Genomic DNA, 25,008 nt, shown 5'->3' on the forward strand with positions numbered 1-25,008 from the left:
ACCTTACATCGGGAGCAGTTGCTCGTCTTGGGTAGTCCTCACTATAAACAATCGTTGCGTCGGACGCGTCAAATCTACATATAGATCGGACGCGGCCACGGCGCGCGAAGGCGCCTGCGACTCGATCGCGCCGGGCTCAACGACCACCACGGCGTCGTATTCGAGGCCCTTGACGTACTGCGCGTTGCAGACGCTCACCTGCGCGTCCACGTCGGGCTGGTCGATCAGGGCCTGCGCGTCATGGTCGCCCAAAGCGGCGCGCAACGCCTTGTGCACGCTGGCGCGCACCTCGCCCAGCATGTCGTCGGGCGCGATCACGGCCACGCGTCCCGTGCCGTTGACGATCACGAAATCGCGCGTCAGCGCGGCCGTGTCCTCGCCCACGGTACGCAGCAGCGCATCATGGTCGGCCACAATATGGCGTTCAACCGATTCGGGCACGCTGCGCACGGCGTTGACCGTGGAAATGTACAGGCCTTCGCCACGTGCGAAATCGCATGCCAGGTTCGACACTTCCTTCGGGTTGCGATAGTTGATCGTCAGCTCGTTGAGCGACCAGTGCTTGGGGCCGAACAGCTGGTTCATCGTCGTGCGCCAGTTGCGCGTGCCGCCCAAGGCGGAAGTCTGCGCCACATCGCCCACAATCGTGAACGAACGCGACGGGCAGCGGCGGATGAGCATATGCCAGTCCATGGCCGTCAGCTCCTGGGCCTCGTCCACCACAATATGTCCGTACGTCCACTCGCGGTCGGCTGCCGCACGCTGGGCCAGCAGGTCGCTTCCCGAACCTTCCATTTCCTCCATGAGGCGCTGCGAGGAGACGATGCCCGAACCGATGCCGTTCTGGCTCAATGTGTCCTTCGCGTACTGTTCCTGTTCGGCGCGCGCCGCGTCACGCGCGGCCTGGCGTGCGGCCTCATGCGGATCGGGGCCGAGCAGTTCCATGGCCTCGTCGAGCAGCGGAATGTCGGAACGCGTCAGCGGGCTTCCCTTGGGGCGCTGCAACATGGCGATTTCGTCATCCGACAGCCACGGCGCGAAACGGCGCAGCTGTTCGGGCTTGGCGAACAGCTGGTCGAGCAGCCAGCGCGCGTCCATCGGCAACCATGCGAGGTTCAGCGTCACGCGCAGCTTGTCGTTCATATACAGCTGGTGCTGCGCCTCGTTGAGTTCGCTGCGCTCAGGCGTGTAATCGAGCTGCTGCACGTACTGGGCGCGCATCTGGCCGATCACGCTATGCACGAAGGTTTCGCGCGCCTTGTTATGCGGCTGGCGCGTGCGGCGCGCGTCATTGATGGCGTTCTTGATGTATTCGGCGCGCAATGTGAGCCTGACGCCGTTGATCGTAATGTCGGGAAGGTTGGCCGGGATACGTTCGCGTCCCGTGACGGCGTTGGCGATCATGCGCACCATGCGCCGGTCACCCTTCAGTGCGGCCACATGTGGCTCGTCCACGGCTGTGGCTTCCACGCCCGGCAACAGGTCGCCGATTGTGCGGCTGACCACGCCCGTTTCACCCAGCGACGGCAGCACCTGGTCGATGTAGCGCAGGAACGTGTTGCTCGGGCCGATGATGAGCACGCCCGAATTGTTGAGCATGCGCCGGTGCGTGTACAGCAGGTATGCGGCGCGGTGCAGCGCCACGGCCGTTTTGCCCGTGCCCGGGCCGCCCTGCACCACAACGGCGCCCTGCAGGTCGGCGCGGATGATCTTGTCCTGCTCGGCCTGGATCGTGGCGACAATATCCGTCATCTTCCCCGTGCGCCGGGAACTGAGCGAGGCGAGCAGCGCGCCTTCGCCCGTCAATGTGCCGTTGTCCGAAGCTTCGCCCACATGGTCCGAATGCACGTCGAGAACCTCGTCCTCCACGCCCGTGACCGTGCGGAAATGCAGCGTGATATGGCGGCGCATCACAATGTCGCCATGGTGAGAAGGCGTCGCCTCGTAGAACGGCCGGGCCGCCTCGGCGCGCCAGTCCGTCAAAATCGGCTCATGATCCTCGTCCAGCAATCCGATACGTCCGATATAGCGGCGCTGGCCGTCCTTATTGTCGAGCCGGCCGAACACCAGACGGTCCTCCACGGCGCGCAACTGCGCCAGACGGTCCTCGTACATCGTGGCGAAGGAATCGCGTTCCGTGCGCTGCGTGGGGGAACCGTGCGAACCGGCGGCACGCACTTCACTCAGCCGCGAGCGCGTTTGCGCCCGCAACGCATCCAGCCGTCCGTAAGCGCGGTCGACCGCGTGTTGTTCTTCGCGTATCTGTGCTGAGTAGCTCGACATACTGTCCGATTCCCTTCGTGATTATCTGGGCATATAAATGTACCGTAAGGCCAATACGAAGAAATCGGGAGAAATGTGCGCGGTCACGCCCATTTTGATGTTGGTGCGGTAAAGTAGGGAAAAATGTGCGCTCCGACACTTTCCGGTGCCGTACGCGCGTCATATAGTGATATTGATATTGCAGGGAACGGACCATGAGGGAGGGCGTGCGCGTTCCGCGCGTGCGTGACAGAACGACTATAATGACGGATTTTTCAGCTATCCATACGCCAGTATTACTTGATGACTGCGTCGCGCTCGTGACGCCGGCCCTGAAACGGCCCCATTCCATCGCCGTGGACTGCACGCTCGGACTGGCGGGCCACACGATCGCCTTCTTGCGCAATGCGCCCGAGGCGACCGTGATCGGCATCGACCGCGACAGCGAGGCGTTGGCGCTCGCCACGGAACGCGTGACCCAGGAAGGTCTCGCCGACCGTTTCATTCCCGTCCACGCCGCATTCGACGAATTCTCGCGCGTGCTCGACGAGCGCAATATCCGTTCGGTCCAGGCCGTGTTCATGGATCTGGGCCTGTCCAGCCTGCAAATCGACGAAACCGACCGTGGTTTCTCCTATTCCCATGACGCCCCGCTCGACATGCGCATGGACATTTCCCAGCCGCTTACTGCCGCGGAAATCCTGCGCACCTATTCCCAACAGGATCTCGAGGCGATTTTCAAGCTGTATGGCGAGGAACGCTTCTCGCGCAATATCGCGCGCGCCATTGTCCAGAGCCGCGACAGCGACCCGATTGTCACGTCCGCGCAGCTCAACGCGCTCGTGGACCGCGTGATCCCCAAGGCGCACCGCGCTTCGGGCAATCCGGCCAAGCGCGTGTTCCAGGCGCTGCGCATTGAAGTCAACGGCGAACTCGACAAGCTCGCCTCCACGCTGCCGCAGATCGCGAACCGGCTTAGCGTGGGCGGCCGCCTCGTGGTGGAGTCTTACCATTCCCTGGAAGACAAAACCGTCAAAACGTTCATGAATCAGGGACTCAAGGCGGATGTGCCCGCCGACATGCCCGTCATTCCTGAAGACATGAAACCGTTCTTCAAGGAAATCACGCGCGGCGCGCTCAAGGCGGACGCTGCGGAAATCGAACACAATCCGCGTTCGGCGTCCGTGCGCTTGCGCGGCGTGGAACTGATCCGTCCAATTCCGCAACGTTGGCGTACACGTTTCGACGAACCGTATGTACCATTGCGGCAACAGCGCGGCGCCTCGCACCAGCGCGGCCGCTCCGCGCATAGCGCACGCAAGGGGAGGAAATAATGGCGGCATTGCCACGCATGCATTCTTCCGCGGCACCCGCGGGACGCAAGATGAAGGCGGAAGCGGAAGAGCACACGTCCAAACGCCCGCAACTGCGCGTCGTCGACTCCGCCAAGTCGCGCAAATTCCTCGTAAGCCAGGGGCTTGACCAGCTGTGGAAATGGACAAAAACGCGCACCACGCCCATGGTGTACCTTGTGGTCGCCGTGGTGTTCCTCGTGGCCAGCCTGCTCGGTTCACTGATGCTGCGCACGCAAATGATCCAGGATTCTTTCGAAGCCACGCAGGTGCAGCGAAATATCACAACATTGACACAAGATGTGGAAGACGATCAGGCTAAATTGGATCAGTTAGAGGCGTCGTTGCCGCAACGGGCCGAAGATATGAAAATGATCCCGGCGACCAATTCCGTGACAATTGATCTGCAGGGGTACAAGCCAAGTCAGGATGGTACCAAGAAATGAAACGCTTCTGGCGTTCCCATAGCTCCGTAGTGAACCGCACCGTATGCGTGGGGCTGCTGCTGGGGCTGCTCGCCGTGGCCTGTTTCGCGGGACTCGTATGGGTGCAATTCATCCAGGGCACCACGCTCGCGCAGGCCGCCACCCAAAGCCGAACGCTGTCGGTCAAAGTGAACGCCAAACGCGGCAAAATCCTCGACACCAACGGCACCGTGCTCGCCCAAAGCGTGGAACGCTACACGATTATCGGCAACCCGCAAGCCGCGCAAAGTTTCGAACCCACCGACTGCACGCCCAAAACCGAACCGTACTGCCAGTCGCTCAACGGCAAAAACCTCACCACCACAGGCGCGGCCGCGGTAGCGCAACTGCTTTCACCCTTGCTGGGCGAACCGGCCACCACGATCGGCGGCGAACTGTCCGCACCGGGCCAGTACGCCGTATTGAAAAAAGACGTGACGCCGGAAGTCAAACGCAAAATCGACAAACTGTATCTGGGCGGCATCGTCTATGGTGAACTCAGCAACGAGCGCATCTACTCCAACGGCACGCTTATGGGCGCGCTGCTGGGCGGAGTGGACGACTCGGGCAAAGGCGTGGCCGGCATAGAACAGCTCGAAAACTCGACGCTCACGGGCACCGACGGCTACGAAATCTACCAGCAGGGCGGCGGGGGAGAAGAAATCCCCGGTACGATGACCGAATCCAAAGACGCCGTCAACGGTTCGGACGTGACACTCACCATCGACCGCGACGTGCAGTGGCGCGTGGAACAGATCCTCGAACAAAGCCAGGAAAAGTACAGCGCCGACTGGGGCATCGCCGTGGTGCAGGAAGTTTCCACGGGAGACATCGTGGCGCTCGCGGACACCGACGAGATCGAAGCGGGCAGCGACGCCGCGAAAATCAATGTGGCGCGCGCCGTGAGCCAGACGTTCGAACCCGGTTCGATCGGCAAGGTGTTCACCGTTTCCGGCCTGTTGCAGGAGGGCCTGCACAAGATGTCCGACAAGTTCACGGTGCCGAGCACTCTGGAACTGGACGGCCAGACCTACAAGGACGCCGAGGAACACGCCACCAGCCAGTGGACGCTTGCCGGAATTCTCCAGCAGTCCTCGAATGTGGGCACGATTCTCGCTTCCAGCCATTACTCGGACAAGGCGCGCTACGAATATCTCACGAAGTTCGGCATTGGCCAGCCGACGGGATTGAAGCTGCCCGGCGAATCGCAAGGCGTGCTCTCCTCATACAAGGACTGGGACGGCCGTACGCGCAATACCGTGTTGTTCGGCCAAGGCTATTCCACAAACATCCTGCAACTGACGAACGCGGTGGCGGTTATCGCGAACAAGGGCGTCAGGCGCCCGCAAACGCTGATCAAGGCTGTCACGAACGCCGACGGCAAGACCACGCGCATGGAAAACACCACGAGTACGCGCGTCGTGGACGAGTCTGTGGCCAAGAATGTGCTCAACGGCATGGAGTCGGTCGCCGAATCGTACCAGAAATTCGCGGGCGTTCCCGGATACCGCGTGGCCTCGAAGTCGGGTACCGCCGAAGTCGTGGGCGCCGACGGAAGGCTGAGCTCCATTATCAGCGATTACACGGCCATCATTCCCGCAGACGATCCCAAGTTCGTGGTCACCGTGGTGCTCAAGAATCCCCAAGGCGGATTCGGCGGTTTGACGGCCGGCCCCGTGTTCGCGCAGATCGGCGAATTCCTCATGCAGAAGTACGACATTCCGAATTCTTCGCCGCGCAAAGACGCCATCCCGACTGAGTGGTAAACCGAGTGCTACAGCATGGCATAATAATGCGTGGTCAACAGGAAGGCATAATTCATGAGCTCGATCAGTGAATCGGTATCCCAACGCACCACGTTGGGGTACCTGGAAGAGCATTACGGGTTCCGGCTGGAGCCCTCTTACGCCACCATGGTGACCGTGACTTCCATGGCCAACGATATCGCTTCCATACGGCCCGGATGCCTGTTCGTGCCGCAAACGGGCCAGGAAACCGCGACCGATCCTCAAAAGATGCCGTTGACGCGCGCCGACTTGGAGGAAGCCATTGCCAATGGCGCTTACGCCATGGTGCTTCCTGAGCCCATGCGCGCGCTGCTGCCCGACGATCCCGTGCCTGTGCTCTACGGCGAACTTCAAGCCGGCCGGCTTGGGGAATTGGCTTCGCATATCGCCGCCGATCCTTCCCAAACGCTCGCCGTGTTCGCGGTCACGGGCACCGATGACGCGATGATCGCGCAGGACGTGCACGAGCTCGCCCAATTCCTGCACATGCTGGGTAATCCTGTGGCCACGGTAAGCGCTGCGGAATCCCAATCGCTGGAACGCGTGCTGGACTTGCAGTACCCGCTGGATACGCTGGCCATGCAGCAGGTGCTGTCGGTGTGCCTGGAAGACGGGGCCGCCGCCGTGATTATCGCCATGGACGAGCGCACCTTGCAGCCCGAGGCCATGCAGGCCGTGCAAGTGGACGTCATCGGCTGCGACGGTGTGACGGCGCCGCGCGAGACGCAGCAGTACGTTGCCGCCATGTGCCGCCATTTCGGATGCCCGCAGACGGGCAAAACGCAAGTGGTGGGACGCACCGAGGAATCGGACATGATGGCGCTGCAGTCCAATGCCGACCAGGACCAAGTACGTTCGTTGTCGCTGACCATCGCCATGGCGATGGCGGCGGGAATTCGCAAGAACAGCATCAAAAGCGTGCTGCGCGTCACGCGCGAAATGCACTAGAAACCGTGAAGGGGAAAATCGTGGAACAAGCAACAATGATGCCCATGAGCGTGCCGGAAGTGGCGCAGGCCGTGGCAGGCCAGCTCGTCTGGCCTTCGGATGGCCATGAGGAGACGGACAAGGCCGTCGCCTTGCATGTGGTCAGCGATTCGCGTCAAGTGCAAGATGGCACCGTGTTCGTGGCCATTGACGGCGAACATGTGGACGGCCACGACTATGTGCCGGGACTGGCGGCCAAGGGCGCCGTGGCGGCGATCGTGGAACACGAGGTTCCCGGCGCCGACGTGGCGCAGATCATCGTGCGCAATAGCGTGGAAGCGTTGGGCTCGCTCGCCAAGCACAATCTTGAACGCCGCCGCGCGCTGGACGCGCCGTTCTCCATTGTGGGCATTACGGGATCCGTGGGCAAAACCACCACGAAGGACTTGCTGCATACGCTGCTCGAAACGATGGGACCCACCGTCGCGCCCGTCGGATCCTTCAACAATGAAATCGGTCTGCCGCTCACGGCGCTGCATGTGGGCGAGGACACGCGTTTCCTCGTCGCGGAAATGGGTGCGAACCATGTGGGCGAGATCGCTCGGCTGACGAAGATCGCGCCGCCGGACGTGGCCGTGGTGCTCAAGGTGGGCAACGCCCATCTGGGAGAGTTCGGCTCGGTGGAACGCATCGCCGAGGCGAAAAGCGAAATCGTGCGCGGGGAGATGCCGCAAGGCGTGACCGTGCTCAACGCCGACGACCCGCATATAGCCGCCATGGACGCCATCGCGCCGTCCTTCGTCAAGTGGTTCGGCATGGAACGCGCCGAGGAGCATGAGGATTGGATGAGCGCAGACGATGTGACGCTGGACGGCCTGGGCCGCGCTTCGTTCATCCTGCGTACCAGCGAAGGTACGGAAAACCATGTGACGCTCGGCATTCCGGGACGTCACAACGTGATGAACGCATTGGCAGCGGCAAGCGTGGCCAACTACTTCGGCATGCCGCTCCGCGCCATTGCCCACGAGCTCGACGCCGTGCGCCGCATTAGCCCGCACCGCATGGCCGTCAGCGAAGTGACGCGCGACGGCGCCACCTTCACGCTGATCGACGACTCCTTCAATGCGAACCCGGATTCCATGCGTGCCGGTATTGACGGATTGCGCGCATGGCATGCGGGCGACGAACATGAACCGTTCCGCGTGGCCGTGCTCGGCGCGATGCTCGAGCTCGGCGGCGACGAAGAAAAGTTGCATGAGACCATCGGTGAATACGCGGTGAACGCCGACTTGGACGCCGTCATTTCCGTGGGCAGCGCCCAAGATTCCCACCTCGATATGCTCGCGAGTAAACTGGCTCACGGTGCAATGGAGGCTGTCAACGCCAGCAATCGCCCTGACGTCCCGGTACACTGGGCACACAGTGCCGACGAGGCGGATGAACTGATTCACCAACTCGCGACCCAGCACAACCGCATGGTGGTGCTGCTCAAGGGCTCGCATGCGTCCGGACTGAGTGCTTTGGCGCAGCGTTGGGAGTCCGAGCAGCGCGACGCGTGACGTGCCGCGGTCTTTGCGGCGCCCATAACCCACAGAAAGCACACCTTCAAGAATTGGAGCATTTCAGGTGATTGCAGTCATCATTGGTCTTCTGGTCTCGCTGATCATCACGTTGGTCGGCACCCCGTTGATGATACGGATCGTTCACAAACTCAATTACGGCCAGTACATCCGTCAGGATGGCCCGCAGTCGCATCTGGTCAAGCGCGGCACTCCGACGCTTGGTGGCGTGGTCATTGTGATCGCGGTGATTGTGGGATGGGGCGCGTCCGCCCTGTACCGCTACCTTTCCGTGGGCGTGAGGCCGTCCTGGTCCGCCGTGCTCGTATTGTTCGCCATGTTTACGATGGGCCTGCTCGGCTTCATCGACGATTTCGCGAAGGTGCGCAAGAAGCAGAGCGAAGGCCTGACCGTACGCGGCAAGTTCATCGGACAGTTCATTTTCGCGACGGTGTTTGCCGTGCTCGCGCTGGTTTTGCCGAACCAGTCCGGCAAGCCGAGCGCCCAGTCCGGTATCAGTTTTATTGAATCGCCGTTCATTTCGTTCGAGTTCGCGGGCAAGCTCCTTTCGATCATCCTGTTCATTATCTGGGTCAACTTCCTGATGGCGGCCTGGACGAACGCCGTGAACCTGTCCGACGGTCTCGACGGCCTGTGCGCGGGCTCGTCCATGATCGCGTTCACGGGATACGCGGCCGTGGCGTTCTGGGAGACGTACCACTTGGTGGGCTCCCACAAGGCCGGATTCACCTACACCGTTTCCGACCCTCTTGACTTGACCGTGATCGCGTTGTGCGCGGCCGTGGCCTGCCTCGGTTTCCTGTGGTACAACTGCAACCCCGCCTCCATCTTCATGGGTGACACGGGTTCGCTTGCGCTGGGCGGCCTGTTCGCCGCGCTGTCCATCATGACGCACACCGAATTCCTCGCCATCATCATTGGCGGCCTGTTCGTGATCGAAGCGCTCAGCGACGTGATCCAGGTGGGCTGCTTCAAGCTCACCCACAAGCGCGTGTTCAAGATGGCGCCGATCCACCACCACTTCGAATTGCTCGGTTGGAGCGAAGGCAAAGTCGTGGTCCGTTTCTGGATGATCGAATTGATGTTCGTCATCGTCGGCCTCGTCATTTTCTACGGCGACTGGCTGGTCCGATCGGGCATGTGGAACGGCTGAGCGTAACCGGTTATCGATAATGTCATGCGGGAACTGATGTTCCCGCAAAAAAATATCTCGGGTCAACAGAAAGGACCCAACAAAATGCAGTGGCAAGACAAACGTGTGGTAGTGGCCGGACTGGGAATTTCCGGACAAAGTATGGTGGATATCCTGCGCTCGTACGGCGCGCAGGTGTGGGGCGTCGACGAGCGCAAGCCCGAAGCCGACCTGCATTCGTTTGAAGATATCGACTGGAACAACATCGATCTGCTGTGCGTTTCGCCCGTCTTCAATCCGCGCACTCCGTTCATTCTCGCCGCACAAGAGCACGGCGTCCCCGTAGTCAGCGAAGTTGAGCTGGCCTGGATGTTGCGCGTCAACTCCACGCGTACCGGAAAGCCCGCCGCATGGATCGGCATTACGGGCACGAACGGCAAAACGAGCACCACGGAAATGACGTCGTCCATGCTTACCGCATGCGGACTGACGGCGCCCGCCGTCGGCAATATCGGCAAATCCGTGTCGCGTGCCGCCATCGACCCGGCCAATGACGTGCTGTGTGTGGAACTGAGCTCGTTCCAGCTGCATTTCACCGACTCACTCGCGCTGGATTGCGCGGCCATTACGAATATCGCGGCCGACCATCTGGACTGGCATGGCGGCATGGACAACTATGCGGCCGACAAATCCAAGGTGTACCACCGCGCCCAGCGTGTGGCCGTCTACAACGCGCAGGACGCCCGCGTCACGGCTCTGGCCGAGGCCGCGCAAACGGGCGAAAATTGCCTGCGCGTCGGATTCACGCTGCAGGAACCCCAAGCGGGACAGATCGGCATTGCCGACGGCGTGATCGTGGACATGAGCGGCGTGGCCGGTGGCGAATACGGTGTCGCCAACGTGCTGGCGCCCATCAACGAGTTCGTGCACTTGACCGAGCCTGACGGCACGATTTACCCGCATTTGCTGGCCGACGCGCTGACGGCGTTGGCGTTGGTGCTCGGCTTGGGCGCCGACGCCCACACGGCGCTCGAAGCGCTCAAGCAGTTCGCTCCGGGCGGCCACCGCATCCAAAAAGTGGCCGAACTGACGAGCGAGGAGGGAACGATCCGGTTCGTGGACGATTCCAAGGCAACTAACGCGCATGCGGCCAAGGCGTCGCTCAGCAGCTTCCCCGAGCACAGCGTGGTCTGGATCGCGGGCGGCCTCGCCAAGGGCGGCCGTTTCGAAGATCTCGTCGCCCAGGAACGCCACATCATGAAGGCCGCCGTCATCATTGGCAAAGACCAGCACGAGATGGTCGAAGCGTTCCAGGCCAGTGCTCCCGACATGCCGTTGACGATTATCGATCCGAGCGACAACGCCACGGTCATGCACCGCGCGGTCGACGCGGCCGGCGAATTCGCCGAGCCCGGAGACGTGGTGCTTATGGCCCCCGCATGCGCGTCCATGGACCAGTTCGTCTCATATGCGGACCGTGGCAACCAGTTCGCCCATGAAGCGCACCGCTGGGTCAAGGAGCATGCGCATGCCTAGACGCGTCTCTGGATCTAACGCTTCCTCTGCACGCGTTGCGCGTTCCTCCCGTTCCACGCGTTCGTCCCGTTCGGCGCAGTCGGCGCCGCAGACGGGCGCGGGAAACGGGAAGGGACCACAGAACGCCAATTTCGAACGGTATACGGGTTGGCGCATGCTCATGAACCCGTTGTGGTGCTATCACGGGTTCCGTATCATTGTGGTGATCCTGACCGTATTCGGCCTGATCATGGTGTTTTCCAGCTCGGCCGTCACGATGGTGGCGGCGGGAGCGTCCCCATGGTCGCAGGTGCTCAGCCAGGGCATGTACTGTATTGTGGGCGTGATCGTCGCGCTGGTGCTCATGCATCTTCCATACCGTACCTACCGCAAATTCTCCCAACCGTTCCTCATGGTCGCCATGGTGTTGCAGTTGTTGACGCTTACGCCGTTGGGCATCGAAGTCAACGGCAACCGCAGCTGGGTGGGCATTCCCGGCGTCTTCCAGCTCCAGCCAGCCGAGGTCATGAAGCTGGCGCTGTGCGTGTGGCTGCCCAAGGCCATGGAAGAAGCTCACGCCCGCTATAAAAAGAGCGGGGACATCAAGGACGCGTATGGCAAGCCGGCGTTGTGGTATGTGGCCGCATTGTTGTGCGTGCTCTCGGGCAAGGATCTGGGCACGGGCCTGATCATTGTGGCCATTGGCTTGGCCGGATTCTTGATCGGCGGTATTCCGCTCAAATATCTGGGTTACATCGGAGGATTGCTGGGTCTGGGCGTCATTGTGCTCGTACTTACGAGTTCCAACCGAATGGGCCGTATTCTGGCCACCTACCAGGAATGCTCGCCGCAGGATTTGGAAGGCGTGTGCTACCAGGCCATGCACGCCAAATACGCCATGGCCTCGGGAGGCCTGTTCGGTGTGGGTATTGGCAATTCCCGCGAGAAATGGAACTATCTGCCTGAAGCGCACAACGATTTCATCTACGCCATCATTGGCGAGGAAACGGGATTCATCGGCGCGCTGGCCGTACTCGTATTGTTCCTGATGCTCGGTTGGTGCCTGATCAATGTTTCCTTGCATACGGCCAACCGATATGTGTCGATGGCACTCGTGTGCTTCACCGTATGGCTTGTGGGACAGGCGCTGGTCAATATGGGCGTGGTCATAGGCATTTTCCCTGTCATGGGCGTTCCGTTACCGTTCGTATCGGCCGGCGGATCCTCGCTGGTCATGTGTTTGGGCGCGGCCGGTATCGCGGACAGCATGATGCGCGCACAGCCTGAAATCCGCGCCGAAGTGGCGCGCGCATAACGCTGATTAAACCCGGCAGGGGCGCCTCGGAAATGCCGAGCGCCACGGGAAGCGGCAATTTATGCCGAACGGACTATGCTCGTGAACCATGAGTAATGAAACGGCGCATATTGTATTGGCCGGCGGCGGCACCGCGGGCCATGTGAACCCACTGTTGGCAGTGGCGGACGCCATCAAAGCAATTGATCCCCAGGCGCAAGTGACGGCATTGGGCACGGCGGTGGGCTTGGAAGCCTCGCTCGTGCCGCAGGCCGGCTACGAATTGGAAACTATCGAGAAGGTTCCGTTCCCGAGGCGCCCCAACAAGGCCGCCCTCATGTTCCCGTTCAAATGGCGCAAAGAGACGCGCAAGGTGCGCGACATCCTCGAACGTCGCAAAGCCCAGGTAGTAGTGGGCTTCGGCGGCTATGCGTCGGCCCCGGCTTATGCGACGGCGCACAAGATGGGCATTCCCGTGGTCATCCACGAACAGAACGCGCGCGCGGGCATGGCCAACAAGCTCGGAGCGCGCTGGTCCACGTTCATCGGCACGGCCTACGACAACACGGGCCTCAAGCCGGCGGACACGACGCATATGGAGCGTGTAGGCCTGCCATTGCGTCCGGCCATCGCCCAACTCGCCGAACAGCTGGAAACCAACCGTCAGCAGGCGCGCATCGACGGCGCGAACGCGCTCGGCCTGGATCCCGACCGCCCCATCGTGGTGGTCACGGGCGGATCGCTAGGTGCTGTGAGCCTCAACCGCGCCGTGGCGCAAAGCGCGCGCGAGCTGCTCGACCATGCGCAGATCGTGCATCTTACGGGCAAGGGCAAGATTGACGAAGTGCGCGAGCTCGTGGCCCAAAGTGCGGGTCAAGATGTGCTCACGGGACTTGGCGACGAGTCCGTGGCCGGCCGCGATTACCATGTGGCGCAATATTTGGAACGTATCGACTATGCGTTCGCCTGCGCGGATCTGGTCATTTGCCGTTCGGGCGCAGGATCCGTCAGCGAATTGACGGCTCTGGGTGTTCCCGCGATCTACGTGCCGTTGCCTATCGGCAACGGGGAACAGCGGTTCAACGCTGAACCCGTGGTCAAGGCCGGCGGTGGCATTATGGTGGCCGACCGCGATTTCACGGCGGACTGGGTGCGCGAACACGTGCCGCCGCTGTTGGCCGACCCCAAGGCGCTTCATGAACTGGGCGACAAGGCTTGGGAATACGGCATCCGCGACGCCGCACAGCGCATGGCGCGCGAGATTTTGCGCCTGGCCAACGCCTAAAGCTAACGGAACACATCAGGAATGGCGGCGGCGCGGCATAATGGACTCAAATGAGTGCATGACGCGGCGCGTACGCCCGCGCACACATGTCGTAAGGGGCAGAAATTTTGGGTGACCAACAGGACAACATCGTATTGGATCCGACATTGGCGGCGTTCGCGCCCGACAGCGACCTCAAGTCGCTGGGCGTGACGCATTTTATTGGCATCGGCGGGGCCGGCATGAGCGTGCTGGCGGAAATGCTGCATGAGCACGGCGTGAACGTGCAGGGCTCCGACCGTGCGGCAAACGCCAAGACGCAGCATTTGCAGGACGCGGGCGTCACCGTGTTCGTGGGGCAGGACGCGCATAATGTGGAAGGTGCCGACACGGTGGTGTATTCCAGCGCCATCAAGCCGGACAATCCGGAAATCGTGGCGGCCGCCGAACGCGGTGCCAACATTGTGCACCGCAGCGACATTCTGGCGCTGCTTATGAGCCAGGGCCGCGCCGTCACGGTGGCCGGCGCCCACGGCAAAAGCACGACCAGCTCGCTGCTCGCCCATATCCTGCGCACGGGAGGCGCAGGACAGCTGGCCGACCCGAGCTATGCGATCGGCGCTTCGATCCAGGGGCCGGACGGCACCACGCTTGACGGCGGCCATGCCGGCGCGGGCGACGTGCTCGTGGCGGAAGCTGACGAATCCGACGGAAGCTTCGCCAAGTACCGTCCGACGATCGCCATCATCACCAACGCTGAAGCCGACCATCTGGACCATTACGGTACGGCGGAACGCTACCGCGCCGCGTTCGTGGACCATGCGGGCCACGCCGTAGACCATGTGATCATGTGCGTGGACGATGAAGGCGCCCGCAAGGTGCTGCGCGCCCTTGATCCGCGCGTCGCGGAACGCACCATCGCCTACACCACGGCCACGCGCAGCGAACTGGGCGACCTCAACGGCGCCATGCTCGTGGAAATCAGTTCCGAGCAGGAAGACCGCGCCACGGGCGTGGAGCGTTTCGTGCTGGACTTGCCGGCGCGTTTGACGGGGGAGGCCCGTGTGCTTCCGGTCGAACTGTCCATTCCTGGCTTGCACAACGCGCGCAACGCAACGGCGGCCATCATCGCGGCGATCCTCTTGGGCATGGATCCGGACGTGGCGGCCCAAAGCGCCCATTCGTTCCTTGGCGCCGCTCGCCGCTTCCAGATCCGCGGGCAGCAGGACGGCGTGACGGTGGTGGACGATTACGCCCACCATCCTACGGAAATCGCCGCGCTGCTTGACGCGACGCGCAGGCGTTATCCGGATGCTTCGATCCGCGTCCTGTTCCAGCCGCACCTGTTCAGCCGCACCAAGTTCTTTGCGCCGCAATTCGCCAAGGCTCTCGACAAGGCCGACGACGTGATCGTGACGGGCATCTTCCCGGCACGTGAAAAGCAGGAGGATTTCCCCGACATCACCGCGCAAACGATTGTGGACGAGGCGAAGCGCCTGGGCGATGGCGACGACTGGATCAGCGCCGAGGAAGACATGGCGTTGGCCGCGCAGATGATGGCCATGCGCGCCGAATCCGGCGACGTGATTTTGACGGTGGGCGCCGGCGACATCACGAAGATGGCCCCTGTGGTCCTGCACGCGTTGGAGGCACGATTCAGCGGAAACGGACAGTGATGCCACGGTCAGTCAGCTCTCAACAGCCGTCGCGCCGTTCGTCACGAAGTACGGAACACGCGGGACGTTCGGAACATGCGGGTACGGGCACGGGTACGCAACGCGTTGCGCGCACGGCACGTTCCGCGCAAAGCTCCTCACGCTCCGTACAAAGTTCCACTTCCTCGCGTTCCGTACAAGGAACGTCCAAAGGGCGCTCGTCAAAAGGGAAAGCCGGAACCGGCGCCAAACCGAACGCCAAATCCATGACGCAATCCCAGCGCAGGCAGGCGAGTGGCGTCCGTAAAACGGTCAAGCGTAGCGGCAAGCCAAGCGTTTCGCGCAAGCCGCAAGCCGCGAGCCAGCCCGGCGCCTTTGTGGACGCCCGCAGGTTGCGCAGCGAGGATCCGCTGCAAAAAACGTTGCGTGAAACAAGCGGCCGCATCGGTATCGCCACTCGTCCCAAAGTCGTGGACTTTACGGCTCGGCGCAAGGAACGCAAGCGCATGAACGTGCGCACGATCCTGATCCGCGTGGGCATCGCCGTCGTATCCCTTGCCGTGATCATCGGCCTGGTGTGGTTCCTGTTTTTCTCGCCCGTGTTCCGTTTGCGCGCCGACAAGATTACGGTCCGTGGCGCCAACGCGTGGGTGAGCAACGAGCAGATCCTCAACATTGCCGACCAGCAGGTGGGCAAATCGTTGATCGTGGTTTCGGACGCGAAAGTGGAATCGGCATTGGAGAATATTCCGGGCGTCTCCCACGCGGACTCGCAAAAGAAGTTCCCGAACGGATTGACGGTTTCCGTGACGGCGCAACGTCCGGCGGCCATGCTGCGCGTCAAGGGCGGCAACGATTTGACGGCCGTGGACAGCCGGGGACGCGTGCTCAATTCGGTGGCCAAAGGCGCGTCTGTGGCGGGCATCCCCGTGATCGAGGTCAACAATGTGAACAAGGCGCTTAAGAACAAGGGCGTGCTCGCGGCGTTGACCATCCTCAACGACCTTCCCGAATCCATGCGCAAGGACGTCGCGTCGGTTTCCGCCAATACGCAGGACTCCATCACCACACGACTCTCCAGCGGCATCACGGTCGTATGGGGCGACGCGGCCGACGCGAAACTCAAGATCGCGATCGTGGACAAAATCATCCATGATCCCGCGGTAATCGGGGACAAGACGCAAGTGGACGTGTCCGCTCCCAGCCGTCCGATCATGAAATAAGAGAGATATAAGCGGACCTTAATGCAAGAAGGTCGGGATCGCATGACGCAATCCCGACCTTCTTTTTATATATATTTATTACGATGCTGACGCGGATCAGCCGCGGGCCGTCAGAATCTGCGGACCGTTCTCCGTAATCGCGATCGTGTGCTCGCTGTGGGCGCCGCGGGAACCGTCCACGGAACGCAACGTCCAGCCGTCGGACTGGTCCTGGAAGATTTCGTCGGTCGACTTCATGAACCACGGTTCGATGGCGATCGTGACACCTTCGCGCAGCTTGAAGCCGTGGTGGGCGCGTCCGTCGTTGGCCACATGCGGATCCATGTGCATTTCACGGCCGATGCCGTGGCCGCCGAACTCGAGGTTGACAGGGTAGCCGTACTCACGCGCCACCTCGCCGATCGCATGGGACACGTCGCCCAAACGGTTGCCCGGCTGGGCGGCTTCGATACCCGCGAGCAGCGCTTCCTCGGTGCTGCGGATAAGGCGCAGGTCGCTTTCGTCAGCGTCGCCAACCACGAAGCTGATGGCCGAGTCGGAAGCCCAACCGTCCACCTTGATGGCCAGGTCGAGGCTCACGAGGTCGCCGTTCTTCAAGTTGTAATCGTACGGAATGCCGTGCAGCACAGCGTCGTTGACGGAAGTGCAGATGTAGTGGGCGAACGGGCCGGTACCGAAGTCCGGAGCGTAGTCCACGTAGCAGGATTCGGCGCCCTTGCGGTCCACGATGCGCTGGTGCACGTACTCGTCGATTTCCAGCAGGTTCGTGCCCACCTTGGTGCGTTCGCGCAGTTCCTTGAGAATGTTGCCGACGAAACGTCCGGCGGGCTTCATCTGCTCGATTTCACGGGGGCTCTTAAGTTCGATCATTGCAGTCTTTCTACTACGTATACAACCGTTACTACGGTAGCTCACACGCTTAACAATCGCATGATTGCGGCGGTTATGAAAAATCCCGCCACGCTTGCGCATGGCGGGACGGAAAAAGCGGTTCAGCCGCGACTCACTTCTTGCTGTGGCCGAAGGTGAACGCGCGGATCACGGCGAGAATGCCGATGATCACGAGTGCGATACCACCGTAAATGATCAGCCACACGGTGGAAGCGGTCGGCATCCACAGCAGCACGAAGCCGGCGAGGATGGAGACGATGCCGTAGAAGATGGCCCAACCCGAATTCGGCGTACCCCAGGATTCAGTCAAGGCCATGACGCCTTCCATCATCCAGCCGATACCGATGATGAGCGTGAACATGATCGCCAGAATTGGCGTGGACAGATACACGTTCTTGAGGACCACGATGCCGCCGATCACGAGCAGGATGCCCACGATAATGCCCAGCACGCGCCAGCCGCCCGGCAGGCCCATTTCCACAATCGAGCTGACAATACGCACGATACCGGAAATCAGGAAGTAGATGCCCAGCACAATGGTGGCCACAATCAGCGTCTTGCCCGGCCAGACCAGCAGGCAGATGCCCAACACGATTGCCACAATGCCGATAACGCCGTATGCGGCGCGAATGCCGTTCTTGGCGGCGTGAGGAAGCATGTCCTCGACGAGATGGAACGGATGCTGCGAAGTTCCATTCGCCATGTTCATATTTGGATCCATGATAATCAGTCCTTCACATAAAAAGCGGACGTAAAGCGCTGCACACGAGGCATAGTGGAGCGCTACTGCCCAGTGTGCCGCATATGACAAGCAATCGTAGCGAATTAGGCGTGCAGCGCAGGTTTTGCGACAACAAGCGAAACTTGCGGCCCATATGGTAGGTGCCGCAACGCAAACGCGACAACGCATGGACGCGGACAGGACGCCCAAAATCGGCCGCATTCGGGCTGTTCCATGTCAGGAAAAATGGATAAGCTGCACAGTATGACTACTGAATACACTTCCGGCATTGACCAAGCCTCGTTCTCCTCGGTCACGGGCGCGGCCGACGACCTGTTCCGCCACGTCAACGGACCATGGATCGACACGTACCGCCTTCCCGACGACCGCTCGCGCTACGGATCGTTCGACCGCCTCGCGGAAAACGCGGAACAGCAAATCCGCGACATTCTCGAATCCGACGAAACGGGCGCCATCAAATCGAAGGCCCTATACAACTCGTTCCTCGACACCGACGCCATCGAAAAGGCCGGTATGGATCCGATCCGCCCGGCGCTCGCCATGATCGACGACGCCGCCACCAAGGAAGACCTCACCGAGGCCCTGGGCGCGCTCAACCCGACGGGCGGTCCCGACCTGTTCGGCTTCGCCGTCTACGGAGACGCTGATGATCCGACGCTCAACACCGTGCACGTGGAGCAGGGCGGACTCGGACTTCCCGACGAAGCCTACTATCGCGACGACCACTACGCACCCGTACGCGCCGCATACCAAGCCATGGTGGCCCTGCAGCTGCGCAACGCCGGCTACACGGACGACGAGGCGGAAGCGGAAGGCCTGGCCGAGCGCTTCCTTAACGTGGAAACGCGCATCGCTTCCCACCATTGGGACAACGTCACCACGCGCGACCCCGTGAAAACGCACAATCCCACCGCATGGGCCGACCTTGTCGACCAGCTCAAGCACTTCGACGTGGAACGCTGGGCGAAGGCCATGCAAGACGCCTACAACAAGTCCGACGCGTCCAAGGCGCAGCCCGTCGATGTGATCGGCGCGCTGGAAACCGTGGACGTGCATGAACCGACCTTCCTCGCCGGCATCGACGCGTTCTGGAACGAAACCGATCTCGACGACCTCAAACTCTGGGCGCGCGTGCACGTCATCATTGGTGCGGCTAGCATGCTCAGCGACAAGTTCAGCGTCACGAACTTCGACTTCTACGGCAAGACGCTTTCGGGCGCCAAAGTGCAAAAGGACCGTTGGAAGCGCGGCGTTTCGCTCGTCAACGGCGTGTGCGGCGAAGACGTGGGCAAAGAGTACGTGCGCCTGCACTTCCCGAGCTCGTCCAAGGAACGCATGCAGGAACTCGTGGAGAACCTCATCGAGGCCTACCACGTGTCCATTCTCAACAGCGACTGGCTGTCCGATGAAACCAAGACGCAGGCGCTGGCCAAGCTCGACAAGTTCGAAGCCAAGATCGGCTACCCGAACAAGTGGCGCGACTACACGGCGCTCGCCGTGGTCGAAGGCGCCCCGCTCGCACAGAACCTCGACGCCGCGGCCCTCTACGAGTTCGGCTACCAGCTGTCCAAGGCGGGCAAGCCTGTGGACAAGGATGAATGGCTGATGAACCCGCAGACGGTCAACGCCTACTACGAGCCGAGCGAGAACATCATCGTGTTCCCGGCCGCCATTTTGCAGCCACCGTTCTTCAACCCCGAGGCCGAAGACGCCGCCAACTACGGCGGCATTGGCGCCGTGATCGGCCATGAGATCGGCCACGGTTTCGACGACCAAGGCTCCCAGTTCGACGGCGACGGCAAGCTGCACGACTGGTGGACCGAAGAGGACAAGCAGCATTTCAAGGAACTGACGGGCGCGCTTATTGAGCAGTACAACACCTTCGTTCCCGAGCAGCTCGCCCACAAGTACGCCGACGACCCGGACAACGCCCCGCACGTCAACGGAGCGCTGACCATTGGCGAGAACATTGGCGACCTTTCGGGCGTCAACATCGCGTTGAAGGCCTACGCGTTCGCGCTGGACAAGGCCGCGGGACGCCCGATTGACGGCGAGCCGCAGGCAATTGAGGCATCCCTCGAATCCGCGCCTGTTATTGACGGCTTCACGGGCCTGCAGCGTTTCTTCCTGAGCTACGCCTCCATTTGGCGCACGAAGAACCGCGACGAGCTGGCCGAGCAGTACTTGCAGATCGATCCGCACGCGCCGGCCGAAAGCCGCACCAACGGCATCGCCCGCAACGTGGACCTGTTCTACAAGGCCTTCAACGTGCAGCCGACGGACGGCATGTGGCTTGCCCCTGCCGATCGCGTGCACATTTGGTGACGCCTGAGCCTATCCCATAGGATCTCCGGGATCCATGGGATCCTCGGGCTCTTCTGGCGCTTCGAGCGTTTCTGGCCCCGCATCCGGCATTTCGGGTGCGGGGTTTTCAAATGCTTGGGGGATGGGCTGAGGTTGCATGGGTTGGGGCTGCATGGGCTCGGGCTGCCTTTCCTTTTCAAACTTGCGCAACGTGGTCACGCCGAAATTGAGGTCGTGGCCCACGGTGGCCGCTTCGATTACCACGCGCACATGGTGTTTGCCTTCCGCATCGTCCCATTCCTCGTTGCCCAGCGCTCCCGACACAATGACGGGATCGCCGCGGTGGACGGCGAACATGACGTTCTGCGCAAGCTGGCGGAACGCTTTGACGGTGATCCACGTGGTGGGCAATTCCTGCCATTGGCCCAGCCGGTCGCGATAGACGCGCGTGGAGGCCAAACGGAATTTGCAGCCGCTGTGCTGCGGATCGTTGCCGAACGCGACGGGCTGCGTCCCCACCCGTCCCGTTATCACAATATGGGCTTGTTGCACTGCCATGGAATGCTCCTTCTCCTCGTGTTCCTGGCGGTTGGTATCACCATCTTGAACAAGCGCGTACCAAACCGCGAGCGCCGGCCGCACGTGTGGTCGGACGGGTGTGTCATGAGCGGGGGAGTGCACGGAGAAAGCGGCTGTCCACAAGCGCGGCAGGCTTCGCCTCTTGCGAATAAGCGGGAAATCGAGTATGCTTGCCCGTGCTGCATTGCAGTATGTTTGATAATTCAACATTGGGGTCGATTTGGTTTCGACAGTAACCCGTTCGTTTCGGGGAAGCGTGCCGAGAACGCGGAGTCCGCTCGTGATGTCCTCCGCGAAGAAAATAAGTGCTAAATCTAACAATCGCACTGAGTTCGCTCTCGCTGCCTGATTTCGTCAGGGCTTAACCAGCGAGCAGCCGCTCCGTTCACTCTTTCTTGTCTTTGGAAAGATGTTGAGCGTCGTTTAGAAGACTCGCCTGCACCGCCGATTTGCAGGGTGGTGCGGGGACTTTTTCTGTAAATAGGCTCGCCGTCAGTCGCCTGTGACATTGACGGGAGCCGAAAAACTACCCTTGTGGTCTACAGGATACGCACGTAGAAGACCGAAGGTACGGTTACTGGACCGGGGTTCAATTCCCCGCGGCTCCACATATGGGGGGAGCAGTCAATAAGGCTGTTCCCCTTTTTTATGCCGTTTTCGGCTTTCTGCATTTTGCGACAGACACGCCGCAGTTGGCGTCTCAAAATGCAGAGGAAGAGGCCAAAACCGGAAGTCGGTGCCTTGAATCGGCAATAGCTTCTGCAAAATGAGACAGACACGCCGTAGTTCACGTCTCAAAATGCAGAAGTTATGCCCCCGTTACGTATTGTGAGACGCTCTAAAGCCTGAAATATGGGGTTGCCTATACTGAACGCACTTTTGTACTCGCACGGTGCGCGCCTTTTTCGGCGCCGGTAAGGGGAACGGTCTTATGACGAACGCTCGGTTACGTGTGGAACAGGACGAATTCAATCTTCCCGTCGTGCAGGCGAGTTCCGGCGCGGACGGCATCGTCATTTCTTCCATGCGCAACGACGGCTGGGTGACGCTGGATCCCGGATTTTTGACGACGGCACAGTGCGAGTCGAAAATCACGTATATCGACGGCAACAATTCGATTTTGCGCTACCGCGGCTATCCGATCGAGCAGCTGTGTGAATCGTCAGATTTTCTGGAAGTGGCGTGGCTGTTGCGTCACGGCGAACTCCCGTCGCAACGCGAGTTCGACGATTTTGTACAGAAAATCAACCACCGTACCGTGGTCGGCGAGGATTTCCGCACGTTCATGGGCTCGTTTCCGCACGAATCGCATCCGATGAGCGTGCTCGCGTCCGCAATCAACGCGCTCGCGACCTTCTATCCGAACACGACCAATGTGGACGATCCTGAGCAGCTCGACGAGGCCGCCACGATCATCATGGCCAAAGCCCGCACGATCGTGAGCTACATTCTGCGCCGCCACCGTGACGAACCGATGCTGTTCCCGGACTATTCGCGCGGCTATGTGGACGACTTCCTGCGCATGTGTTTCGCCGTACCCTACGAACCGTTCCATTCGAATCCTGTCGCCGTGCATGCGCTGGGACGGTTGCTCATCATCCATGCCGACCATGAGCAGAACTGTTCGACCTCTGTCGTGCGTATCGCGGGATCGGCCCATGCCAACCTGTACTCGGCCGTCGCCGCGGGCGTCAACGCGCTCAGCGGCCCGTTGCACGGGGGAGCGAACGAGGCGGTGCTGCGCCAACTGGACGACATCGCGGCTTCGGGGCTCACCGTCAAAGAGTATGTGGAACGCGCCAAATCGGAAGGCCGGCGCATTTCGGGACTGGGCCACCGCGTCTACAAATCCTACGATCCGCGCGCGGCCATCGCCAAGCATTGCCTCGAACAGGTGATGGAAAACCGGCGCAGCCTCCACCTGTCCGCCAACGATGTCGCGCTGTTCGACGTGGCCCAGGAACTTGAAGATATCGCGTTGCACGACGACTATTTCGTCTCACGCCACCTGTATCCGAATGTGGATTTCTATACGGGGCTCGTCTACCGGGCCATCGGATTCGAGCCTTCCATGTTCACGGCGCTGTTCGCGCTCGGACGCATTCCCGGATGGATCGCGCAATACCGCGAGATGATGGACGATCCGATGACCAAGATCGGCCGTCCGCGCCAAGTGTATACGGGACCGCAGCGGCGCAACTATGTGCCCATGGAGTCGCGGCCCCAGTAAACCGAATATATAGGCGAATATTTATTTGTGGTACGGTTCGTGCGCGTTGATCTTGTAGGCGCGGTAAATCTGCTCCAACAGGATCACGCGCATCAACTGGTGCGGGAACGTCATGCGCGAAAAGCTCAGCAGCATGTCCGCACGCTTGAGCACGCGCGGATCCAATCCGAGCGAACCGCCGATAATCAGCTGGATATGGCTCGTGCCATGCAACCCCAAATCGGCGATTTTCTCGGCCAACTGTTCGCTCGTGAGCATCTTGCCCTCGATGGCGAGCGCCACCACATACGCGTCGGGGTGGATGTGGTGCAGGATGCGCTCGCCTTCGCGTTCCTTGATTTGCAGTTCTTCGGTCGCACTCGCGTGTTCGGGCGTCTTTTCATCGTTGACTTGCACGATGTCGAGTTTGCAGTAGCGTCCCAGCCGCTTGCTGTATTCGTCGATCGCGTCGCGCAGGTACCGTTCTTTGACTTTTCCGACAGTAATGAGTGTGATCTTCATGCTTCCAGTTAATTCTGATGCAACGACTCGTTGAGTTCGATGCCGGTTTTGCGGTAGCGCGCCTCGATGCCGCCCGTCATGGAGTTGCGGATGAACAGGATGTTGTTCTTGCCGCTGAGATCCTTGCCTTTGACGACGTCGAACTCTTCGCCGGCGTTGAGCTTGTCCTTGTCATAGATCGAGATCTTCGTGCCGGCCGTCACGTACAGGCCCGCTTCCACCACGCAATGGTCGCCCAGCGAAATGCCGATACCCGCGTTGGCGCCGAGCAGCGAATGCTCGCCGATGGAATTGACGAGTTTGCCGCCGCCCGAGAGCGTGCCCATGATGGACGCGCCGCCGCCCACGTCGGAGCCGTTGCCCACGGTCACGCCTTGGGAAACGCGGCCTTCGATCATGCAGGTGCCGAGCGTGCCGGCGTTGTAGTTGATGAATCCGGCCGGCATGACGGTAGTGCCTTCCGCCACGTAGGCGCCCAGGCGCACCTGGTCGGCGTTGGCGATGCGCACGCCGCTGGGGACGACATAGTCGAGCATGCGCGGGATCTTATCCACGGAGCGCACGGTGATGTCGCTGGTCATGCCGGGCAGTCCGTTGATGGCGTTCGTGTTGAGCACGTCGATCTTGCGCAGTGCGAAGTCCTGGACGGCGAACGGGCCGTAGCTCGTCCACACCACGTTCGTGAGCTTGGCGAAAATGTTGGCGAGATTGATCGTGTTCGGCTTGACGAGGCGCATGCTTAGCAGGTGCAGGCGCGCGTAGGCGTCGGCGGTGTCGACAATGTCTTCGTCAATATGCGATTCCGTAAATACGGGGACGCGGCGCACGCCTCGGGCGTCGGGGCCCTCGTGGACGAGCGCGCCGAAATTGTGCTGCGGACGGTCGGCCGGCGCGGGCGCGTCGCCGAGCGTGAGCGCGGGATACCATACGTCGAGCGTGTTGCCGGCGGCGTCGATGCTCGCCAGGCCCCAGCCCCATGCGGTACGTGATTGTGCCATGTGTGTTCCTTTCGCTTGGCCTCAAGAGTTCCTTGGGAAAACACTGTCACTCTAACGCACGGGCGCGGGAGCGGGGGCCAAACATTCAGCAAGCGAATGGCGAATTGAAACCAGACAGGTAAGGGCTGTGCGCTACACTGCTATTCCGTGAGCAACCATGAAAATCGTGACCAGCGCCATGACGAGCACGTGCGCAACATTGCGCGCGTGATTGGCATTATTGTAGCCGTCGCCATGGTATTGTGCTTCGCCATTCCGGCGCTGACCGCTTGACGCGTTCGCGTCGCTATTCTTCCGTATTTCTGAGC

At 61.2% G+C, this 25,008-nt stretch carries 20 protein-coding genes and 1 other RNA gene; 15 read left to right on the forward strand and 6 right to left on the reverse strand.

The genetic code is table 11. The annotated features are described in order from the left end of the window. Positions 1-3: 3 nt before the first annotated feature. Positions 4-2,283, reverse strand: a complete 2,280-nt coding sequence (locus BMAGN_RS01125) for a HelD family protein (RefSeq protein ID WP_022859586.1) — start codon at positions 2,281-2,283, stop codon at positions 4-6. A gap of 242 nt (positions 2,284-2,525) precedes the next feature. Between BMAGN_RS01125 and rsmH the strand changes: the two genes are divergently transcribed. From rsmH to BMAGN_RS01185, 11 genes are all read left to right on the forward strand, one after another. Then, positions 2,526-3,596, forward strand: a complete 1,071-nt coding sequence (gene rsmH / locus BMAGN_RS01130) for a 16S rRNA (cytosine(1402)-N(4))-methyltransferase RsmH (RefSeq protein WP_022859587.1) — start codon at positions 2,526-2,528, stop codon at positions 3,594-3,596. After that, a complete protein-coding gene (gene ftsL / locus BMAGN_RS01135; RefSeq protein ID WP_022859588.1) occupies positions 3,596-4,060 on the forward strand; it encodes a cell division protein FtsL in 465 nt (154 codons plus the stop codon). Before rsmH ends, ftsL begins: the two co-directional genes overlap by 1 nt. Then, entirely contained in the window at positions 4,057-5,844 is a 1,788-nt protein-coding gene (locus BMAGN_RS01140) for a peptidoglycan D,D-transpeptidase FtsI family protein (RefSeq protein WP_026501968.1), read from the forward strand. Before ftsL ends, BMAGN_RS01140 begins: the two co-directional genes overlap by 4 nt. A 54-nt stretch (positions 5,845-5,898) precedes the next feature. Next, positions 5,899-6,813 (forward strand): hypothetical protein, encoded by a 915-nt coding sequence (locus BMAGN_RS01145; RefSeq protein WP_022859590.1) that lies wholly within the window; start codon positions 5,899-5,901, stop codon positions 6,811-6,813. 35 nt (positions 6,814-6,848) lie between these two features. Next, positions 6,849-8,351 carry a UDP-N-acetylmuramoyl-tripeptide--D-alanyl-D-alanine ligase gene (locus tag BMAGN_RS01150; RefSeq protein WP_022859591.1) on the forward strand — a complete coding sequence of 501 codons (1,503 nt, stop codon included), beginning with the start codon at positions 6,849-6,851 and terminating at the stop codon, positions 8,349-8,351. A 67-nt stretch (positions 8,352-8,418) separates the two neighbouring features. Next, positions 8,419-9,525, forward strand: a complete 1,107-nt coding sequence (gene mraY, locus BMAGN_RS01155) for a phospho-N-acetylmuramoyl-pentapeptide-transferase (protein ID WP_022859592.1) — start codon at positions 8,419-8,421, stop codon at positions 9,523-9,525. Between the two features lie 84 nt (positions 9,526-9,609). Continuing rightward, entirely contained in the window at positions 9,610-11,040 is a 1,431-nt protein-coding gene (murD, locus tag BMAGN_RS01160) for a UDP-N-acetylmuramoyl-L-alanine--D-glutamate ligase (protein ID WP_026501969.1), read from the forward strand. Next, a complete protein-coding gene (locus BMAGN_RS01165) occupies positions 11,033-12,334 on the forward strand; it encodes a peptidoglycan glycosyltransferase FtsW (RefSeq protein ID WP_022859594.1) in 1,302 nt (433 codons plus the stop codon). The genes murD and BMAGN_RS01165 overlap by 8 nt, the downstream gene beginning before the upstream one ends. A gap of 88 nt (positions 12,335-12,422) precedes the next feature. Further along, complete coding sequence (gene murG, locus BMAGN_RS01170; protein ID WP_026501971.1) at positions 12,423-13,598, forward strand: undecaprenyldiphospho-muramoylpentapeptide beta-N-acetylglucosaminyltransferase; 1,176 nt, start codon at positions 12,423-12,425, stop codon at positions 13,596-13,598. 107 nt (positions 13,599-13,705) lie between these two features. Further along, on the forward strand, positions 13,706-15,253 hold the full coding sequence (gene murC / locus BMAGN_RS01175; RefSeq protein WP_022859596.1) for a UDP-N-acetylmuramate--L-alanine ligase: 1,548 nt from the start codon (positions 13,706-13,708) through the stop codon (positions 15,251-15,253). After that, complete coding sequence (locus tag BMAGN_RS01185; protein WP_081640850.1) at positions 15,253-16,455, forward strand: cell division protein FtsQ/DivIB; 1,203 nt, start codon at positions 15,253-15,255, stop codon at positions 16,453-16,455. The genes murC and BMAGN_RS01185 overlap by 1 nt, the downstream gene beginning before the upstream one ends. A gap of 96 nt (positions 16,456-16,551) precedes the next feature. On the opposite strand, the gene map is transcribed toward BMAGN_RS01185, so the two are convergent. After that, positions 16,552-17,325, reverse strand: a complete 774-nt coding sequence (map, locus tag BMAGN_RS01190) for a type I methionyl aminopeptidase (RefSeq protein ID WP_022859599.1) — start codon at positions 17,323-17,325, stop codon at positions 16,552-16,554. Between the two features lie 133 nt (positions 17,326-17,458). Next, positions 17,459-18,049: an HdeD family acid-resistance protein gene (locus BMAGN_RS01195; RefSeq protein WP_026501973.1), complete on the reverse strand. Its 591-nt coding sequence runs from the start codon at positions 18,047-18,049 to the stop codon at positions 17,459-17,461. Between the two features lie 282 nt (positions 18,050-18,331). Between BMAGN_RS01195 and BMAGN_RS01200 the strand changes: the two genes are divergently transcribed. Beyond that, entirely contained in the window at positions 18,332-20,413 is a 2,082-nt protein-coding gene (locus BMAGN_RS01200) for a M13 family metallopeptidase (RefSeq protein ID WP_022859601.1), read from the forward strand. Between the two features lie 9 nt (positions 20,414-20,422). Here BMAGN_RS01200 and BMAGN_RS01205 read toward each other — a convergent pair whose 3' ends face one another. Then, the gene (locus BMAGN_RS01205) at positions 20,423-20,950 is read right to left on the reverse strand and encodes a single-stranded DNA-binding protein (RefSeq protein ID WP_022859602.1); all 528 of its coding nucleotides are present in this window, start codon (positions 20,948-20,950) and stop codon (positions 20,423-20,425) included. 232 nt (positions 20,951-21,182) lie between these two features. Between BMAGN_RS01205 and ssrA the strand changes: the two genes are divergently transcribed. Both ssrA and BMAGN_RS01210 read left to right on the forward strand, forming a co-directional pair. Further along, positions 21,183-21,582: a transfer-messenger RNA gene (gene ssrA, locus BMAGN_RS08020) on the forward strand. A gap of 320 nt (positions 21,583-21,902) precedes the next feature. Continuing rightward, positions 21,903-23,201, forward strand: a complete 1,299-nt coding sequence (locus BMAGN_RS01210) for a citrate synthase (RefSeq protein ID WP_026501974.1) — start codon at positions 21,903-21,905, stop codon at positions 23,199-23,201. A gap of 21 nt (positions 23,202-23,222) precedes the next feature. On the opposite strand, the gene rlmH is transcribed toward BMAGN_RS01210, so the two are convergent. Together rlmH and dapD are read right to left on the reverse strand one after the other, a co-directional pair. Continuing rightward, positions 23,223-23,702 (reverse strand): 23S rRNA (pseudouridine(1915)-N(3))-methyltransferase RlmH, encoded by a 480-nt coding sequence (gene rlmH, locus BMAGN_RS01215; protein ID WP_022859604.1) that lies wholly within the window; start codon positions 23,700-23,702, stop codon positions 23,223-23,225. Between the two features lie 8 nt (positions 23,703-23,710). Next, a complete protein-coding gene (gene dapD / locus BMAGN_RS01220; RefSeq protein WP_022859605.1) occupies positions 23,711-24,700 on the reverse strand; it encodes a 2,3,4,5-tetrahydropyridine-2,6-dicarboxylate N-succinyltransferase in 990 nt (329 codons plus the stop codon). 147 nt (positions 24,701-24,847) lie between these two features. Between dapD and BMAGN_RS08600 the strand changes: the two genes are divergently transcribed. Next, positions 24,848-24,973 (forward strand): hypothetical protein, encoded by a 126-nt coding sequence (locus tag BMAGN_RS08600; RefSeq protein ID WP_022859606.1) that lies wholly within the window; start codon positions 24,848-24,850, stop codon positions 24,971-24,973. Positions 24,974-25,008: the final 35 nt, after the last annotated feature.

The sequence above is a fragment of the Bifidobacterium magnum genome, from assembly GCF_000741255.1.
GTDB lineage: Bacteria > Actinomycetota > Actinomycetes > Actinomycetales > Bifidobacteriaceae > Bifidobacterium > Bifidobacterium magnum.

What these genes read in the sequence shown, in the direction of transcription:
- map (WP_022859599.1), bottom strand. Translation starts at nt 17,325, where the DNA reads ATGATCGAACTTAAGAGCCCCCGTGAAATCGAGCAGATGAAGCCCGCC.
- rlmH (WP_022859604.1), bottom strand. Translation starts at nt 23,702, where the DNA reads ATGAAGATCACACTCATTACTGTCGGAAAAGTCAAAGAACGGTACCTG.
- BMAGN_RS01125 (WP_022859586.1), bottom strand. Translation starts at nt 2,283, where the DNA reads ATGTCGAGCTACTCAGCACAGATACGCGAAGAACAACACGCGGTCGAC.
- BMAGN_RS01145 (WP_022859590.1), top strand. Translation starts at nt 5,899, where the DNA reads ATGAGCTCGATCAGTGAATCGGTATCCCAACGCACCACGTTGGGGTAC.
- rsmH (WP_022859587.1), top strand. Translation starts at nt 2,526, where the DNA reads ATGACGGATTTTTCAGCTATCCATACGCCAGTATTACTTGATGACTGC.
- murD (WP_026501969.1), top strand. Translation starts at nt 9,610, where the DNA reads ATGCAGTGGCAAGACAAACGTGTGGTAGTGGCCGGACTGGGAATTTCC.
- BMAGN_RS01210 (WP_026501974.1), top strand. Translation starts at nt 21,903, where the DNA reads ATGACGAACGCTCGGTTACGTGTGGAACAGGACGAATTCAATCTTCCC.
- BMAGN_RS01205 (WP_022859602.1), bottom strand. Translation starts at nt 20,950, where the DNA reads ATGGCAGTGCAACAAGCCCATATTGTGATAACGGGACGGGTGGGGACG.
- BMAGN_RS01165 (WP_022859594.1), top strand. Translation starts at nt 11,033, where the DNA reads ATGCCTAGACGCGTCTCTGGATCTAACGCTTCCTCTGCACGCGTTGCG.
- dapD (WP_022859605.1), bottom strand. Translation starts at nt 24,700, where the DNA reads ATGGCACAATCACGTACCGCATGGGGCTGGGGCCTGGCGAGCATCGAC.
- ftsL (WP_022859588.1), top strand. Translation starts at nt 3,596, where the DNA reads ATGGCGGCATTGCCACGCATGCATTCTTCCGCGGCACCCGCGGGACGC.
- BMAGN_RS01200 (WP_022859601.1), top strand. Translation starts at nt 18,332, where the DNA reads ATGACTACTGAATACACTTCCGGCATTGACCAAGCCTCGTTCTCCTCG.
- BMAGN_RS01185 (WP_081640850.1), top strand. Translation starts at nt 15,253, where the DNA reads ATGCCACGGTCAGTCAGCTCTCAACAGCCGTCGCGCCGTTCGTCACGA.
- murG (WP_026501971.1), top strand. Translation starts at nt 12,423, where the DNA reads ATGAGTAATGAAACGGCGCATATTGTATTGGCCGGCGGCGGCACCGCG.
- BMAGN_RS01150 (WP_022859591.1), top strand. Translation starts at nt 6,849, where the DNA reads ATGATGCCCATGAGCGTGCCGGAAGTGGCGCAGGCCGTGGCAGGCCAG.
- BMAGN_RS01140 (WP_026501968.1), top strand. Translation starts at nt 4,057, where the DNA reads ATGAAACGCTTCTGGCGTTCCCATAGCTCCGTAGTGAACCGCACCGTA.
- BMAGN_RS01195 (WP_026501973.1), bottom strand. Translation starts at nt 18,049, where the DNA reads ATGGCGAATGGAACTTCGCAGCATCCGTTCCATCTCGTCGAGGACATG.